The following is a 15,034-nucleotide window of genomic DNA, read 5'->3' as shown; positions in this document are numbered from 1 at the left end:
CCAAAGCCCTGCAGGAACGCATCTTCACCAAACTCTTCGAAGCCGCTGAGATTGCCAAGTTCACCAAGACCGAATACGACAGCTACGAAGAAAGCCTGAAAATCTACCGGGACTGGAAAAATACCATTGATACTGCGAAAATTAAATCGAAGGAAGAAGGACGCAAGGAAGGACTGAAAGAAGGAGAAAAAATCGGTATTGAAAAAGGAGCAAAGAAAAAAGCAATTGAAATGGTACAAAGCCTGAAGGCTAAAGGAGTTGCAATCAGCATAATTGCCGAATGCAGCGGCTTGTCCGAAGAAGAAATCAATAGCCTGTAGGTTAGTTGTTAAGTTTTTGAGTTTTTAAGTTCGTAAGTCCTTGAGTTATAATTTGAACGGTGTGAATTACAAATCCGGCATGACAAGCAAGCATTGTTCTCTCCGGCATATAGCTTCATCGGTTATAAGATTAATAATCTTACAAGCAAGACAACCATGCGGTTTTTAAAAGAGGCACAGAAAATATTTACACTATGATACACGACCCCTTAGCGTGCCAACCACAATTCGGGATTCAACTTGGCGGTTTCCTTGCGAAGCTGAAAATGAAGGACGGTATTGCCTCCCTTGTCAGTATTGACTACTCCTATCACATCACGAGTCTTCAGCACACTGCCTTTTTTCACACTAACGGAAGAAAGATTACAATATACGGAAATATAGCTGCCATGACGCACCAGCACATTCGACAAACCGTTATACTGGAAAATAGCAGACACTTCCCCGTCAAAGATAGCGCGGGCATGTGCTCCAGTCTTCCCCTTAATATCAATGCCTTTATTATCCAGCCGGACGTTACGCAGACCTTGCACCTGGTATTTGCCATAATGTCCTACCACTACGTAAGGTCCAGTAATGGGCATAGGCAACCTACCTTTATTATGCTCGAATACCCCTGAAAGCCGACGGTCTTCACGGTCTACCTTATAGACTTCTACTTTTTCCGTAACCGAAGGAGCAGACGTTTCCTTATTCTCGGCAACAGTGGACTTAACTGCTTCTTTTGCTTTCCGTTCCGCTTCAGCCTTCTTCCGCTCTTCTGCAGCTTTTCGGCGTGCCTCCTCTTCCGCACGTTTGCGCGCGGCTGCTATCTCGATTTCTATCAAGCGGTCGATTTCGGCATTCAGACGGTCGGCAGACTTCCGCTGCTTCTGGAGTTCCTGCCGGATGCCCCGCTGCTTCTTCTGTAACGAAGCGAGCAATGTCTTGCGTTCTTTTTCCTGTTCTTCCAGTTTTTGCTTTTCTGCCTCTCCCTGATGTAACAACTGCTGCTTTGCTTCACGGCTGGCAAGCAAGGTCTGCTGCTTGTTTGCCACCTGCTTTTGCTTACGCTGCACTTCCAATCCTTGTCTACGCTGGTAATCAGCATATTCGCGCACATAACGCAAGCGACGATACATCTGGCTCAAGTTATCTGCCGAAAAGATGAACATCAGCTTTTCCTGTACCGACTTATTGCGGTACATATACATTACCGACTTCTCGTACTTTTTTTTCTTGTCGGCAAGTTCATGCTGCAAAGCAACCAATTCAGCCTTTACACGGTCGATTTCGCGCTGGATGACCTCCACGTCCTTCTCGACAGTCTCGACATAACGTTTCCTCTCATCGATTTGCCCGGACAGTAACGCTAGATTGTCCAACTGGCTCTTCACATCCTTCTGCGTAGACTGGAGCAAAGACTCGGAATCAGTTATCTGCTTTTGCAGAGCTGCATGCTGCTTTTCCAGTTCCCGAATCTTCTTTGTGCTCTGTGCAGAAAGCGAAACGGAAACCAGCAACAATAATCCGATTATACTCCAAAACTGCTTCATTTACTTACCAACATCTTCAATAATTCATCCACCTGCACGCGCTTATAGCGGGAAGGAACTTCTGTGCGAGCCTCCCAATTACCCCCTACATTCAGACGGGAAAACTCCATGCCTACCCCAACCTGCTTGCCGGTACCTTGTATTGTTACATACATTTGTTCTGGGAAAAAACGATCTTTCAGCAACTGAAATGCATCATATTTCCATTGCAGGGAATAAGGGGTATCAGCCAGGCCGATGTTGCTTTCTTCCAGCCATCCTTTATCTGTCGAAGTATAAAAACGGTAAGTCAGTTGCCCGCTGTCCTGTGTTTCCAGTACAGCACGTCCGTCCGCCAACGACACCCGAAAATCTCCAGCATCGGTTACAGCGACCCGTTGCTTACCCGGTACAAACAATTCGTTCAGAAACAATGACTGAAGTATGGCAAAACTTAAATCGGTATGTGCCCAACTGTTCACTTCCTCGAACGACACTTGTACATAACGCTTGTTCAGCCGGTCGAGTGCCAATATACCATCGGGCGAAATCTCCAGACGAGCTATCTCAATGCCCAGCAAGGGTGCCACCGACAATTGTATCGACTCGTCCCGCTTGAGCCGGAGGGTGGCACTTCCTACCTTCGACACACCTTCGGGAGTAGACAAGCTCAATGTTACTTTTCCGTTCAGGCTCTGCCAGACAGGCGAAAGTTCGATAACTTTTTCGATATAATCCGTTCCGGTCAGCCCGCCAATCATCGGCGTTCTGGCGACCTTCCGTGAAGAAGAACAAGACACGACGAGTGCTACTGCCACTACAAGTCCTATATAATTTATCAGTCTTTTCATGATGTTCCTTTTTAAGTGACAAGGCAATGAGTTGACACGGTTTAATCACCAAGGTATTTGAAGAATTTGTCACCTTGCTAACTTGTCACCTATTCTACATATTTTTTCAATCTTATTTTCTGTTTCAGGCGTTTGATTTCCTGCTCGGTAGGTGGAGTTTCCCCTTCTTCCACCTTCTCCATGGCATCTGCCTTTTTCCAGTATTCCAAAGCTTTATCTTTTTCACCCAGCATATAATAAATATCACCACAATGCTCCATGATGACCCGGCTCTTCTCTCCTCCATTGCGCAAAGCCTGCTCGATGTAGATACGTGCTTCGGTGTAACGACCTTTCTCGAAAAGAATCCAGGCATACGTGTCCAGATAGGTATCGTTATCGGGTTCTGCCTTTACCGTGCGGTAACTCATTTCTTCCGCCTTGTCAAGATTCTTTTTCTCTATCGAAAGATAGTAAGCATAATTGTTCAGTGTACCGATGTTGTCGGGATTATAAACCAAAGATGAATCATAAGCCGCATATGCCTCGGCAGCCCTGCCTTTTTGATGATAAATATCACCCAAGATGGCATAAAAGTCGGAAACTACTCCTTTATCGCTTTTCTCATTAACTTGTTTCACACCTCGTGTAAATACATCAAGCGCTTCGTCCAGTTCCTCTTTCTGATAATATGCCACTCCTAAATAATAATAAAATTCCAATGCTTCGGGATGGTATTCGAGCGCAGATTTCGCTATCCGGACTACTTCATCCAATTCGTTATCTTGTATTGCATAACTCAACAACTGAAGACGCGCAGGCTTGTTTTCCGGATCCAACGAAAGGACCTGTTCAAGCACCGGAACCGATTCTTTCTTCATATTCTTGGTAATCATATACTGTGCACACAGCATAGCCAGGTCGGCATTCTGCTGCGGACGTTCCAGTATGCGCCGGAACAAGGAAACGATCTGCATACTGTCTTTCGTAGTCTGTTCCGACTGCAGAATACACTGGCGCATCAGTTCCATCTTCGTATCAGAGGCTACATCATCGTTCATCAGAATGGTGTCCAGCTGAAGCTGGTACAGACTGTCTTGCCCGGTTTTTTGATAATAAGAAGCCATCGACAACACTGCTGGTGCATAATCGGGTTCTTCCTTCAAGATACGCTGATATACCGCCAGCGCCTCATCGGGTTTGTCATTGTTCAGATACACATCACCCAGGATAGTCTGGTAGCGCAGGTCATAAGGATATTCTTTCGACAAGTTCTCGATTTCGACAAAAGCACTGTCCTGTTTCCCCATCAACAAATACATCCGGAACTTTTCCATACTAATCTGTTCGGATTTGCCGTCCAGCTCTTCCAGACGGTTCAGGGTATAGATGACGTTCTGGTAACTCTTTGTCCGGTTATACAAATCGACCAGCGACATCAACGGTTCAAGGCGTGCCGGAAACTGCTCTGCCATATTTTCGTAAACGGCAATAGCTTTGGGCAGGTTCATCTTTTGTTCATAATACGAAGCCAACGTCTGTTTATACCAGAAATTGGATTCATCGGAACGCACTGCCTGCTTCAATGCCTGTTCGCCTTTTTCCTCCTGCCCCAAATACATGTAAAACTGTGAAATCTCGTAAAGCGCAGCGCCCGATGAAGGATAGATGTCCAGACAATGTTTATACAACTCATATGCCGCATCGTATTGTCCTTTTTCTTTCATCCGCACTGCCTCCAGGAAATAATAATCGTACTTCCGGCGCTGTTCGAAGCTCAGCGTATATGCCACACCTGCATCTGACTGCTTCGCCTGTTTCTTTGTCGTGCCGCAAGCTACGAACATCATCGCCATGCTTGTTGCAAATAATATATAGAATAAATTTTTCATCTGAATGTGTATAAGTTTTCAACTATAAAGCCGCCTTATCCAACCTGACAACCCGAATACCAAGGACTTTATTTTGTCCCCGTATGCCCAAAGCCTCCTGCACCCCGTGCAGTATCGTCCAATACTTCTACCTCCTGCCATCCGGCTTGTTCATAACGGGCTATCACCATTTGAGCAATACGCTCGCCATCAGTCACCGTAAAATCTTCGGTAGAAAGGTTGACCATAATTACTCCTATCTCTCCCCGATAATCAGCATCAATCGTGCCAGGTGTATTCAGCAGGGTGACACCTCTTTTCAATGCAAGTCCGCTACGAGGACGTATCTGGGCTTCATAACCTTCGGGCAAAGCTATATACAATCCCGTAGGCACCAGGCAACGTTGCAAAGGTTTCAACACAATAGGCTCATCCAGGTTGGCACGCAAGTCCATACCTGCCGAAAGGGAAGTGGCATACTCCGGAAGCGGATGCTTCGACTTATTGATAATCTGTACTTTCATTGTAAGTTTGCTCATTATTGTTTTCACCACCAGATTACACAAATAAAAATAATTTCCTTTACGATTGCATGACAAAATCTGTGTAACCAGTGATGCATTGAGTTTAAATCTTCTGCGAAAATACATATTTCGCAGGATTTATAAATACGTTTACCATTTTTTAAACGAATCTTTTATACATTTGCAAGCCGAGATCCGAAAGAATTGAAGAAATATGATGAACTGGAACCAACTGATATCAAACAAACGCTTCGGGCTGGAAGCCTTGCACGAAGTGAGAAAAGAAGACCGTACCGAATTTCAACGCGACTACGACCGACTCATTTTTTCATCACCGTTCCGCCGCCTGCAGAACAAGACACAAGTATTTCCACTTCCGGGAAGCATCTTTGTACACAACCGGCTGACACATAGCCTGGAGGTGTCGTGCGTGGGACGTTCGTTGGGGAACGATGTATCCCATCTGCTCCTTCAAAAACATCCGGAACTTGCCGGCTCACATCTTGCAGAAATAGGAGCCATCGTCTCGGCAGCCTGCCTGGCTCACGACATGGGCAACCCTCCCTTCGGGCATTCGGGCGAAACAGCTATCGGCACTTATTTTTCGGAAGGAAAAGGCCAGGCACTGAAGTCTCTGCTATCTCCCGCCGAATGGGAAGACCTGACTCACTTCGAAGGCAACGCCAATGCTTTCCGCCTGTTGACCCATCAATTCCGCGGACGACGCCCAGGAGGATTCGTCTTAACCTATTCTACCCTTGCATCCATCGTAAAATATCCCTTTTCGTCACAACTTGCCGGCGGGAAGCAAAAATTCGGTTTCTTTTTGAGCGAGCAAGCCGACTACGAACGCATTGCACGTGAACTGGGAATTATCCGCCTCAGCAATGAAGGCGAACCGATACGCTATGCCCGCCATCCACTGGTGTATCTGGTAGAAGCCGCCGATGATATCTGCTACCAGATGATGGACATCGAAGATGCACACAAACTGAAAATCCTGACCACTCAGGAAACCAAGGAACTGTATGCATGTTTCTTCAGCGCCGAACGCCTGAACCGTATCCATCAGATATGCCAGCTGGTAACTGACACCAACGAACAGATAGCCTACCTGCGCTCATCAGCCATCGGTGTACTGACCCGTGCCTGCGTGGAAACCTTCGTCGAACACGAAGAAGAAATTCTGTCAGGCAGTTTTCAGGGACCGCTCATCAAACAGATTGCCTCTCCCGTACGTGAAGCCTACAAACAATGTTCGGAAACTGCCTTTGAAAAGATATATTGTGCCAAGGACGTGCTCGACATCGAACTTGCCGGCTATCAGGTCATCACCACACTGGTAGACCTGATGATAGAAGCAGTACGTTATCCGCACAAAGCCTATTCGCAGTTGCTCATTAACCGTGTGTCGCACCAATACGACATGCAGGCACCCACTCTTTATGGAAAAATCCAAGCCGTACTGGACTACATCTCCGGCATGACCGATGTATATGCCCTTGACCTCTACCGAAAAATCAATGGAAACAGCCTGCCGGCGGTGTAGACACCTGCTATTCTATATCAAGTCTGGATTGCGCAGTTTTTCTTTCTATTACTGGGCTTTCCTCTCTCCCGATACCACCGGATTCGCTCCCGAAGTAAGATGAAGCGCTTCGGGGTGTTCACGCAGATAAGACTCGATATGGCGTACGCGCTTTTCTTCCAAGATTTCATCAACAGCAATCAAGATACCCGTTTCCTCTACCATACCGAAGCCGTCATTGATTGCTGTACCAAACATACGCATCGTAGGCGAAAGACTCATATAAGCATTGACCAAAGGAGGTATGTTATACCCCAGTTTACGCACCTCGCGGTTCAATACCCGATAATCTTCCTTAAACGTATCATAGCAGAATATATTTTTCAGCATATCCTCATCGGTATCGATTTGCAAAGGCTCCATCGGGGTAATCAGGTTGTCTTTATCAGAAAAATGTTTCTTCAGAAAATACAGAATCATGTCCCGTCCGAAACGGTTGTAGCTGGGATACATTGTCATTTTCCCGAAGAGATATTTTACATTGGGTTTGACAACGGTCAGTGCTCCCAAGCCATCCCACAAATTGTCAAGAGCAAACAATCCTTTCGAACCTGCACGGGTTGACTGATATTCAAGAGTAACGAAGGAACGTCCCAACTCAATAGTCGTAGGAAGATACTCTTTCAAGAACTTTTCGGAAAAATTGAACATGTGTGCAGTAGCAAGTACCGGTCTTCCTTCTTTATCAAATTCAACTTCATTCCCCAACAGATAACGGTACCCTCCTAAAATTTCTTCGGCATCAGGATTCCACACAATCAACTGCTGGTAAGGATTCTCCATCAAGTCATATTCGTCCAAATCAACAGATTGCCCTGTACCTCCACCTGCGGCACGAAATGCAATTTCACGCAGACGGCCGATTTCCTTTAGCACATTCGGGGCATTTTTCCAGTTTACAATGTAAATTTCGTTATTACTTTTATTGGTTGATCTCAAACGCTTGTCCGGCGTCAGTTCCGATTTCAGCAACTCCCGTTCAACCGGTGCAATAATAGCTTCCATATATCTTATTTGTCTAATTTACAGTTTATATACCAAGTCACGCACATATGCCGCCCATTCGACCGGCGACTTCGACCTGTTGAATGTCTGCCACGGAATCGGTTTTCCAATAGCGACACGGAAGGTCTTATGGCGGTTCTTGAACATTTCATCAGCCAGATAAAGCATGGCTATATTGAAACGTATTCCCAAAAACTTGCAGGCATTCGCCAGATTGTAGAAGAAATCGGAGTTCCTTCCCTCAAAGTGAACCGGCACCACATTACGTTGGGTCTCCACGCTCTTGGTCACAAAAGTCTTTTTCCAGGGCAAATCCTGAATCACTCCATGCCTCCGACGCGAACAGATGCCTGCCGGAAACATGATGATATGACTGTCCGAACGGAATCCTTCCTCAACCATACGGGGAAAATCACGTGATTGCGAACCAGTCTTGTTGATAGGAATGCACAGCGGAGCCAGTCCATGCAAGTTCATCAGCAAATCATTGACCAAGTATTTGATACGTCCGTCATAATGTTTGCCCAACAAGTAACCCAATGCTACCCCGTCTTGTCCTCCCAAAGGATGATTGGACACAAACGTACACAATCCCTCTTGGGGCAGGTTTTCCAGCCCTTCTACCTCCAGCTTGACATCCAGGAAATCCATGCATGCAGCCAGAAACTCGACTCCAGTCTTATCTTCCACGCTTCTCAAGAAACCGTTTATTTCATCTTGATGGACAATCCGCTTCAGGTAAGACACCAGGAAACGGGGAACGTATCCAGCCTTTTTCCCCGCTTTCTCTTTCAATATTTTATCAATGTCTATTAAAAAAATCGATTTTTCCGCCATTGCTTCATTCTAGATTTCTTTGCAAATGTAATTTTTCTTTTGTTAAGTTGCTCACTATTGAGCAGGAAAATATGGCAAACAATGAAAAAAACAACAAATGGAAACCCCAAATGCCTGAAAACTGCACAACAAGCTACCCCTGTGTGCACACTTCCTTGATTTTACACATTCGCTATCAAGACCTGTTGATAACTTCTTCAAAGATTTTCGACAAACCTTATATGTCATTTGCTACGAAATGTGTAATTTTACCAGCTCATAGAATAATAAGGAGAAAAAGGTAGAAAATAAGCTGCATATATGACGGACGAACAACAAACATACCACATACCTGTATTGCTTCACGAAAGCATCAAAGGCATGGAATTGCATGACGGAGGAACCTATGTCGACCTTACTTTTGGTGGAGGAGGACATTCGCGGGAAATACTGCGGTGCATGGGAATAAACAGCCGCCTTTTTGGATTTGACCAAGATGAAGACGCTGAACAAAATATTCCCCAAGACGGACGATTCACCTTCGTCAGAAGCAACTTCCGCTACCTGCATAACTTCTTGCGTTATTACGGAGTGGAACAAGTAGATGCCATTCTTGCTGATTTGGGAGTATCATCACACCATTTCGACGATTCGACACGAGGATTCTCCTTCCGGTTCGACGGGAAACTGGATATGCGGATGAACAAACGGGCAGGCATAACTGCCGCCGATATCATCAATACATACGAAGAAGAACAGCTTGCCAACCTGTTCTATCTGTATGGAGAACTGAAAAACAGTCGTAAACTGGCCGCGGCACTGGTCAAGGCACGGTCGCAAAAAACAATAAATACCATCGGTGAGTTTCTGGAAATCATCAAGCCTTTTTTCGGCAAAGAACGCGAAAAAAAAGAACTGGCAAAAACGTTCCAGGCATTACGCATCGAAGTGAACCACGAAATGGAGGCACTGAAAGAAATGCTGAAGGCTGCAATCCAGGCATTGAAGCCTGGAGGAAGACTGGTAGTCATCACCTACCATTCACTGGAAGACCGGATGGTAAAGAACGTCATCAAAACAGGCAATGTGGAAGGCAAGATGAAGCAAGATTTTTACGGAAATATCGAAGCACCGCTGCGTGCTGTCTGTAAAATAATCACGCCTACAGACGAAGAGGAAGCCCGCAACCCACGTTCCCGAAGCGCCAAGCTGCGGATTGCAGAAAAAATCGGATAAATTTATGGAGATTTGAAGACATGAAAGAAAACAGAAATACAGAACAACCCAAACAACCCCATATCACTTTCAAAAGCATCATGGGGGGAGATATTCTTGCACATAATTTTTTCAGGAGACAAGCCAATCTGCTGATACTAATTGTCTTCCTTACCATTCTATATATTGACAACCGCTATTCAAGCCAGCAGGAATTAATCGAAATAGACCGGTTGAAAAAAGAACTGACCGACATCAAATACGATGCCCTTACCATCTCTTCCGAACTGACTGAAAAAAGCCGCCAGTCGCGTATCGAAGAATACTTGTCGACTGAAAACACGGGACTTGCTACTGCAACCACCCCACCCTACCTGATAAAAAAAGAAAACTGAGATGCGTATGATACCGGGCATTAAAAATATCATGTTCCGCTACACCTTCATTGTAGTGATTATGCTGGTCTTGGCTATCCTCATCATAGTCAAGGCAGGCTTTATCATGTTTGCCGAACGGCAGTACTGGAAAGATGTAGCAGACCGTTTCGTAAAAGAGAATGTTGTCGTCCCCCCCACACGGGGCAACATCATTTCTGCCGATGGAAAACTGATGGCAAGCAGCCTGCCGGAATATAAAATCTATATGGACTTCCGGGCGGGAGGATACAAAGAGAGTGATACCTTGCTGACCAATCACCTGACCGAAATCTGCCAGGGACTGCACGAAATATTCCCCGACAAGAGCGCACAGGAGTTCCGCAAGCACATCTTAAAAGGAAGACGGAAAAAAAGTCGCCATTACCTGCTCTACCCCAAACGTATTTCGTACATCGAATACAAACAGGTCAAACAATTACCTGTATTCTGTCTGGGACCGAACACAGGAGGACTGCACGAAGAAAAGTTCAACCAGCGCAAGAAACCATTCGGCTCACTGGCAGCACGTACATTAGGCGACATGTATCCCGACATGAGCCTGGGAGCCAAGAACGGACTGGAACTTACTTACGATTCGGTATTGCGAGGCAAGAACGGCATCACTCACCGGCAAAAGGTAATGAACAAATATCTGAATATCGTAGACCAGCCACCTGTAGATGGATACGACATCATCACGACCCTTGATGTAGATATGCAGGATATCGCCGAAAAGGCATTGGTAGACCAGTTGACAAATCTGGAAGCATTATCGGGTGTGGCCATCGTAATGGAGGTGGCAACCGGCGAAGTAAAAGCCAATGTAAACATGATACGTGGCAACGACGGACATTATTATGAAATGCGGAACAACGCTGTAAGCAACCTGATGGAACCTGGTTCCACTTTTAAAACCGCTTCCATCATGGTGGCACTGGAAGACAAATATATCACACCCGATTATGTGGTAGACACAGGCAATGGGATGGTCAACATGTATGGAAGCTGGATGAAAGACTGGAACTGGTACAAAGGCGGTTATGGCGCCATCGATGTAACCCGTATTCTGGAAGTTTCTTCCAATGTCGGTGTGTCCACCATCATCGACCGTTTCTATAAAAACAACCCGCAGAAATTCGTCGACGGACTGAAACGGATGAGCATCGACAAGCCCTTGCACCTAGGCTTCGTAGGCGAGGCAAGCCCGCGCATATGGGGACCGCGCGAGAGAGACAGCATCAAGGGAGCCATGCCTTGGAGCCGCACCAGCCTACCGTGGATGAGTATCGGTTATGAAACAATGTTTCCTCCTATCTACATCCTGAATTTCTACAACGCCATCGCCAATAACGGAGTAATGGTGAAACCGAAATTCGTAAAAGCCATTGCCAAAGACGGTGAAATATTGCAGGAGATACCTACCGAAGTGATAAACCCGAAAATCTGTTCAGACACCACACTGACCATGATTCGTGCCATCCTGCGGAAAGTGGTGTCGCAAGGACTTGCCAAACCGGCTGGAAGCAAACAGTTCAACGTATCAGGCAAGACAGGCACAGCACAGATTTCACAAGGTACGGCAGGCTATCGGGCAGGTGGCGTAAGTTACCAAGTCAGCTTTTGCGGATACTTCCCTTCCGAGGCTCCTAAATACAGTTGCATGGTATCCGTTTTGATTCCCCACGGACCTGCCTCTGGAGGCTTGCAGGCTGGAAGTGTATTCAGCCGCATAGCCGAACGCATTTATGCCAAACACTTGGTGCGCGATCTGGCATACGCCAAAGATTCTACATCCATTTTTATCCCAGATGTAAAAAACGGCGATATTGAAGAAGCGGCATATGTACTACGCGCCTTACAAGTGCCCGGCAACAGCAATACCATCCCACAATCGGATGAACCCATTTGGGGAAAAGCATCCAGCACTACGGCACATGCCAACTTGAAAACGACCAATATCAACAACAAGTCAGTGCCCAATGTCATCGGTATGGGAGCAAAAGATGCCGTATTTCTGCTTGAGAGCCACGGACTGAAAGTACAGCTCTCCGGAGTAGGCAAAGTATACAAACAAAGTATCCCGGCAGGCTCTGCCCTGCACAAAGGGACAACCATCATATTGACTTTGAAGAATTAGAAATACAACACAAACATGAAATTAACAGACATTCTTACATGCGTAACTACCTGTGAAACCATCGGCCGGACAGACCGGGAAATCACAGGCATCCAGATGGATTCCCGCCTCATCGAAAGCGGAGACTTATTCGTGGCCGTAAAAGGAACACAAACCGACGGACACGCCTATATACAGAAAGCCATCGAAAAAGGAGCGGCAGCCATCGTCTGCGAACAGCTCCCCGATATATACAAGGAAGATATCACCTATATCCGCGTATCAGATACAGAAGATGCGGTGGGCAAGCTGGCCACTACTTTTTATGGCGATCCGACTTCCAAACTTGACCTGGTAGGAGTAACAGGCACGAACGGGAAAACCACCATTGCTACCTTATTATATAAGATGTTCCGGCAATTCGGATACAAGGTAGGATTGCTGTCTACCGTCTGCAATTATATCGACGGCGAAGCTATCCCTGCCGACCATACCACGCCCGACCCTATCACACTGAACCGGCTGCTGGGGCGAATGGCAAACGAAGGCTGCAAATATGCATTCATGGAAGTAAGCTCGCATTCCATAGCCCAAAAACGCATCGGAGGCCTGCGCTTCGTGGGAGGCATTTTCACTAACATCACCCGTGACCACCTGGACTACCACAAGACATTCGAAAACTACCTGAAAGCCAAAAAGGCCTTTTTCGACAATTTGCCAAAAACGGCTTTTGCACTGACCAACCTGGATGACAAGAACGGCAAGGTCATGGTACAGAATACCAAAGCACGCATTGCCACCTATTCATTGCGTACTTTGTGCGACTTCAAAGGGAAAGTACTGGAAGACGGGTTCGACGGCATGCTGCTGGACATCAATAACCGTGAAGTAAACGTACAGTTCATCGGACGCTTCAACGCATCCAACCTGCTTGCCGTATATGGAGCTGCCTGCCTGTTGGGCAAGCAACCTGAAGACGTTTTACTCGTCCTGAGTACCTTGCGCCCTGTGGCCGGACGCTTTGATGCCATTCGCTCCAAGCGAGGATATACCGCCATTGTCGATTATGCTCACACACCCGATGCACTGGAAAATGTACTGAGTGCCATCCACGAAGTATTACGAGGCAGAGGACGGGTCATCACTGTGGTAGGCGCAGGCGGAAACCGCGACAAAGGGAAACGCCCTCTGATGGCACAAGAATCTGCCAGACAAAGCGACAAGGTCATCATTACGTCCGACAATCCCCGTTTTGAGGAACCTCAAGACATCATCAACGACATGCTGGCCGGACTGAACAAGAATGACATGCAGAAAGTTTTATCCATCGCCGACCGGAAAGAAGCTATCCGCACTGCCTGCATGCTGGCACAGCCGCAAGATGTCATCCTGATAGCAGGGAAAGGGCATGAGAACTACCAGGAAATCAAAGGCATAAAGCACCATTTTGATGACAAAGAGATTGTAAACGAAATATTTGCCAACGAATAACCCGGAGAAGACATGCTATACTATTTATTCCAATATTTAGAACAGTTCGATTTCCCGGGGGCACGCATGTTCGGTTATGTATCCTTCCGCTCACTGATGGCAGTCATCCTGTCTCTGTTGATTTCCGCCATCTTCGGAGAATACTTTATCAACATGCTGAAACGCAAGCAGATTACCGAGACACAACGTGACGCCTCCATCGACCCGTTCAATGTAAACAAAGTGGGCGTCCCCACCATGGGAGGCATCATCATCATCGTTGCCGTACTGATTCCTTGCCTGCTGTTGGGAAAATTGCACAACATTTACATGATTCTGATGCTGATTACCACAGTCTGGCTGGGCACATTAGGTTTTCTGGACGATTACATCAAGGTGTTCCGCAAGGATAAGGAAGGACTGCATGGGAAATTCAAGATTATCGGACAGGTAGGACTGGGGCTGATCGTAGGTCTTACGCTTTACCTCAGCCCGCAGGTCGTTATCCGCGAAAACGTAGAGATACAACGTGACGGGCATGTAGTAGACGTGGTACATAAGAGTCAGGATGAAAAATCGACCAAAACCACCATACCGTTCTTCAAGAACAACAACCTCGACTATGCCGACATCGTGGGCTTCATGGGCGAACATGCCCAGACAGCCGGTTGGATTGTCTTTGTCATCATTACCATCTTCGTCGTGACTGCCGTATCAAACGGTGCCAACCTGAACGACGGCATGGATGGCATGGCAGCAGGCAATTCGGCTATAATCGGAGTGACGCTGGGCATTCTGGCATACGTGTCAAGCCACATCGAATACGCCAGTTACCTGAACATTATGTACATTCCCGGCAGCGAAGAGCTGGTTATTTTCATTTGTGCGCTCATCGGTGCGCTCATCGGTTTCCTGTGGTACAATGCCTTCCCGGCACAAGTATTCATGGGTGATACAGGCAGCCTTACCATCGGAGGAATCATCGCCGTATTTGCCATCATCATCCATAAAGAACTGCTGATACCGATTCTGTGCGGCGTGTTCCTGGTAGAAAATCTATCGGTTATTTTGCAAGTGCGTTATTTCCAGAAAGGAAAGAAAAAAGGAATAAAACAACGGATATTCAAGCGAACCCCCATCCACGACCATTTCCGGACCACAATGGCGCAGCTTGACCCGAACTGTACCTACTTGATTACAACTCCTCATAACGTATTCCATGAATCGAAAATCACCGTACGTTTCTGGATTGTAACCATTGTGTTGGCAGCTATTACAATTATAACATTGAAAATACGATAATAAATAATGTGCCAATAAATAATGTGCCAATAAACAATGTGGAAATG

13 protein-coding genes are annotated in these 15,034 nt (G+C 46.4%); 7 read left to right on the top strand and 6 right to left on the bottom strand.

Translation table 11 applies throughout. The features are described from left to right. The coding region (locus B5F78_RS16820; RefSeq protein WP_204502631.1) for a PD-(D/E)XK nuclease family transposase at nucleotides 1-320 on the top strand (320 nt) is incomplete at its 5' end. A 209-nt stretch (nucleotides 321-529) separates the two neighbouring features. Here B5F78_RS16820 and B5F78_RS08685 read toward each other — a convergent pair. The 4 genes from B5F78_RS08685 to dut form a co-directional block, all read right to left on the bottom strand. Beyond that, a complete protein-coding gene (locus B5F78_RS08685) occupies nucleotides 530-1,855 on the bottom strand; it encodes a murein hydrolase activator EnvC family protein (protein WP_087210498.1) in 1,326 nt (441 codons plus the stop codon). After that, complete coding sequence (locus tag B5F78_RS08680) at nucleotides 1,852-2,685, bottom strand: DUF4292 domain-containing protein (RefSeq protein ID WP_239473424.1); 834 nt, start codon at nucleotides 2,683-2,685, stop codon at nucleotides 1,852-1,854. Before B5F78_RS08680 ends, B5F78_RS08685 begins: the two co-directional genes overlap by 4 nt. An 89-nt stretch (nucleotides 2,686-2,774) precedes the next feature. Beyond that, nucleotides 2,775-4,556: a tetratricopeptide repeat protein gene (locus tag B5F78_RS08675; protein ID WP_022038919.1), complete on the bottom strand. Its 1,782-nt coding sequence runs from the start codon at nucleotides 4,554-4,556 to the stop codon at nucleotides 2,775-2,777. A gap of 68 nt (nucleotides 4,557-4,624) precedes the next feature. Then, on the bottom strand, nucleotides 4,625-5,059 hold the full coding sequence (gene dut, locus B5F78_RS08670) for a dUTP diphosphatase (RefSeq protein WP_087248632.1): 435 nt from the start codon (nucleotides 5,057-5,059) through the stop codon (nucleotides 4,625-4,627). A gap of 217 nt (nucleotides 5,060-5,276) precedes the next feature. Here dut and B5F78_RS08665 point away from each other — a divergent pair, with 217 nt between their 5' ends. Beyond that, nucleotides 5,277-6,608 carry a deoxyguanosinetriphosphate triphosphohydrolase gene (locus B5F78_RS08665; RefSeq protein ID WP_204502632.1) on the top strand — a complete coding sequence of 444 codons (1,332 nt, stop codon included), beginning with the start codon at nucleotides 5,277-5,279 and terminating at the stop codon, nucleotides 6,606-6,608. 48 nt (nucleotides 6,609-6,656) lie between these two features. Here the strand turns inward: B5F78_RS08665 and B5F78_RS08660 are convergent, their stop codons facing one another. After that, on the bottom strand, nucleotides 6,657-7,652 hold the full coding sequence (locus B5F78_RS08660; RefSeq protein WP_022038916.1) for a GNAT family N-acetyltransferase: 996 nt from the start codon (nucleotides 7,650-7,652) through the stop codon (nucleotides 6,657-6,659). A gap of 18 nt (nucleotides 7,653-7,670) precedes the next feature. Then, entirely contained in the window at nucleotides 7,671-8,489 is an 819-nt protein-coding gene (locus tag B5F78_RS08655) for a 1-acyl-sn-glycerol-3-phosphate acyltransferase (RefSeq protein WP_087210492.1), read from the bottom strand. A gap of 300 nt (nucleotides 8,490-8,789) precedes the next feature. On the opposite strand from B5F78_RS08655, the gene rsmH reads away from it, so the two are divergent. From rsmH to mraY, 5 genes are read left to right on the top strand one after another with little or no spacing between them, the layout of a single operon-like run. Beyond that, the gene (rsmH, locus tag B5F78_RS08650; RefSeq protein WP_087248622.1) at nucleotides 8,790-9,704 is read left to right on the top strand and encodes a 16S rRNA (cytosine(1402)-N(4))-methyltransferase RsmH; all 915 of its coding nucleotides are present in this window, start codon (nucleotides 8,790-8,792) and stop codon (nucleotides 9,702-9,704) included. A gap of 20 nt (nucleotides 9,705-9,724) precedes the next feature. Then, nucleotides 9,725-10,078: an FtsL-like putative cell division protein gene (locus B5F78_RS08645; protein WP_022038913.1), complete on the top strand. Its 354-nt coding sequence runs from the start codon at nucleotides 9,725-9,727 to the stop codon at nucleotides 10,076-10,078. Between the two features lie 7 nt (nucleotides 10,079-10,085). Further along, nucleotides 10,086-12,236, top strand: a complete 2,151-nt coding sequence (locus B5F78_RS08640; RefSeq protein ID WP_087210501.1) for a penicillin-binding protein — start codon at nucleotides 10,086-10,088, stop codon at nucleotides 12,234-12,236. A gap of 15 nt (nucleotides 12,237-12,251) precedes the next feature. Beyond that, nucleotides 12,252-13,706, top strand: a complete 1,455-nt coding sequence (locus B5F78_RS08635; protein ID WP_087210486.1) for a UDP-N-acetylmuramoyl-L-alanyl-D-glutamate--2,6-diaminopimelate ligase — start codon at nucleotides 12,252-12,254, stop codon at nucleotides 13,704-13,706. 12 nt (nucleotides 13,707-13,718) lie between these two features. Beyond that, entirely contained in the window at nucleotides 13,719-14,987 is a 1,269-nt protein-coding gene (gene mraY, locus B5F78_RS08630; RefSeq protein ID WP_022038910.1) for a phospho-N-acetylmuramoyl-pentapeptide-transferase, read from the top strand. The last annotated feature ends 47 nt before the right edge of the window (nucleotides 14,988-15,034 follow it).

It is taken from the genome of Bacteroides sp. An279 (genome assembly GCF_002159615.1).
GTDB lineage: Bacteria > Bacteroidota > Bacteroidia > Bacteroidales > Bacteroidaceae > Phocaeicola > Phocaeicola intestinalis.
The sequence above is the reverse complement of the archived record's forward strand: the minus strand, read 5'-3'. Positions and strand labels throughout refer to the sequence as shown.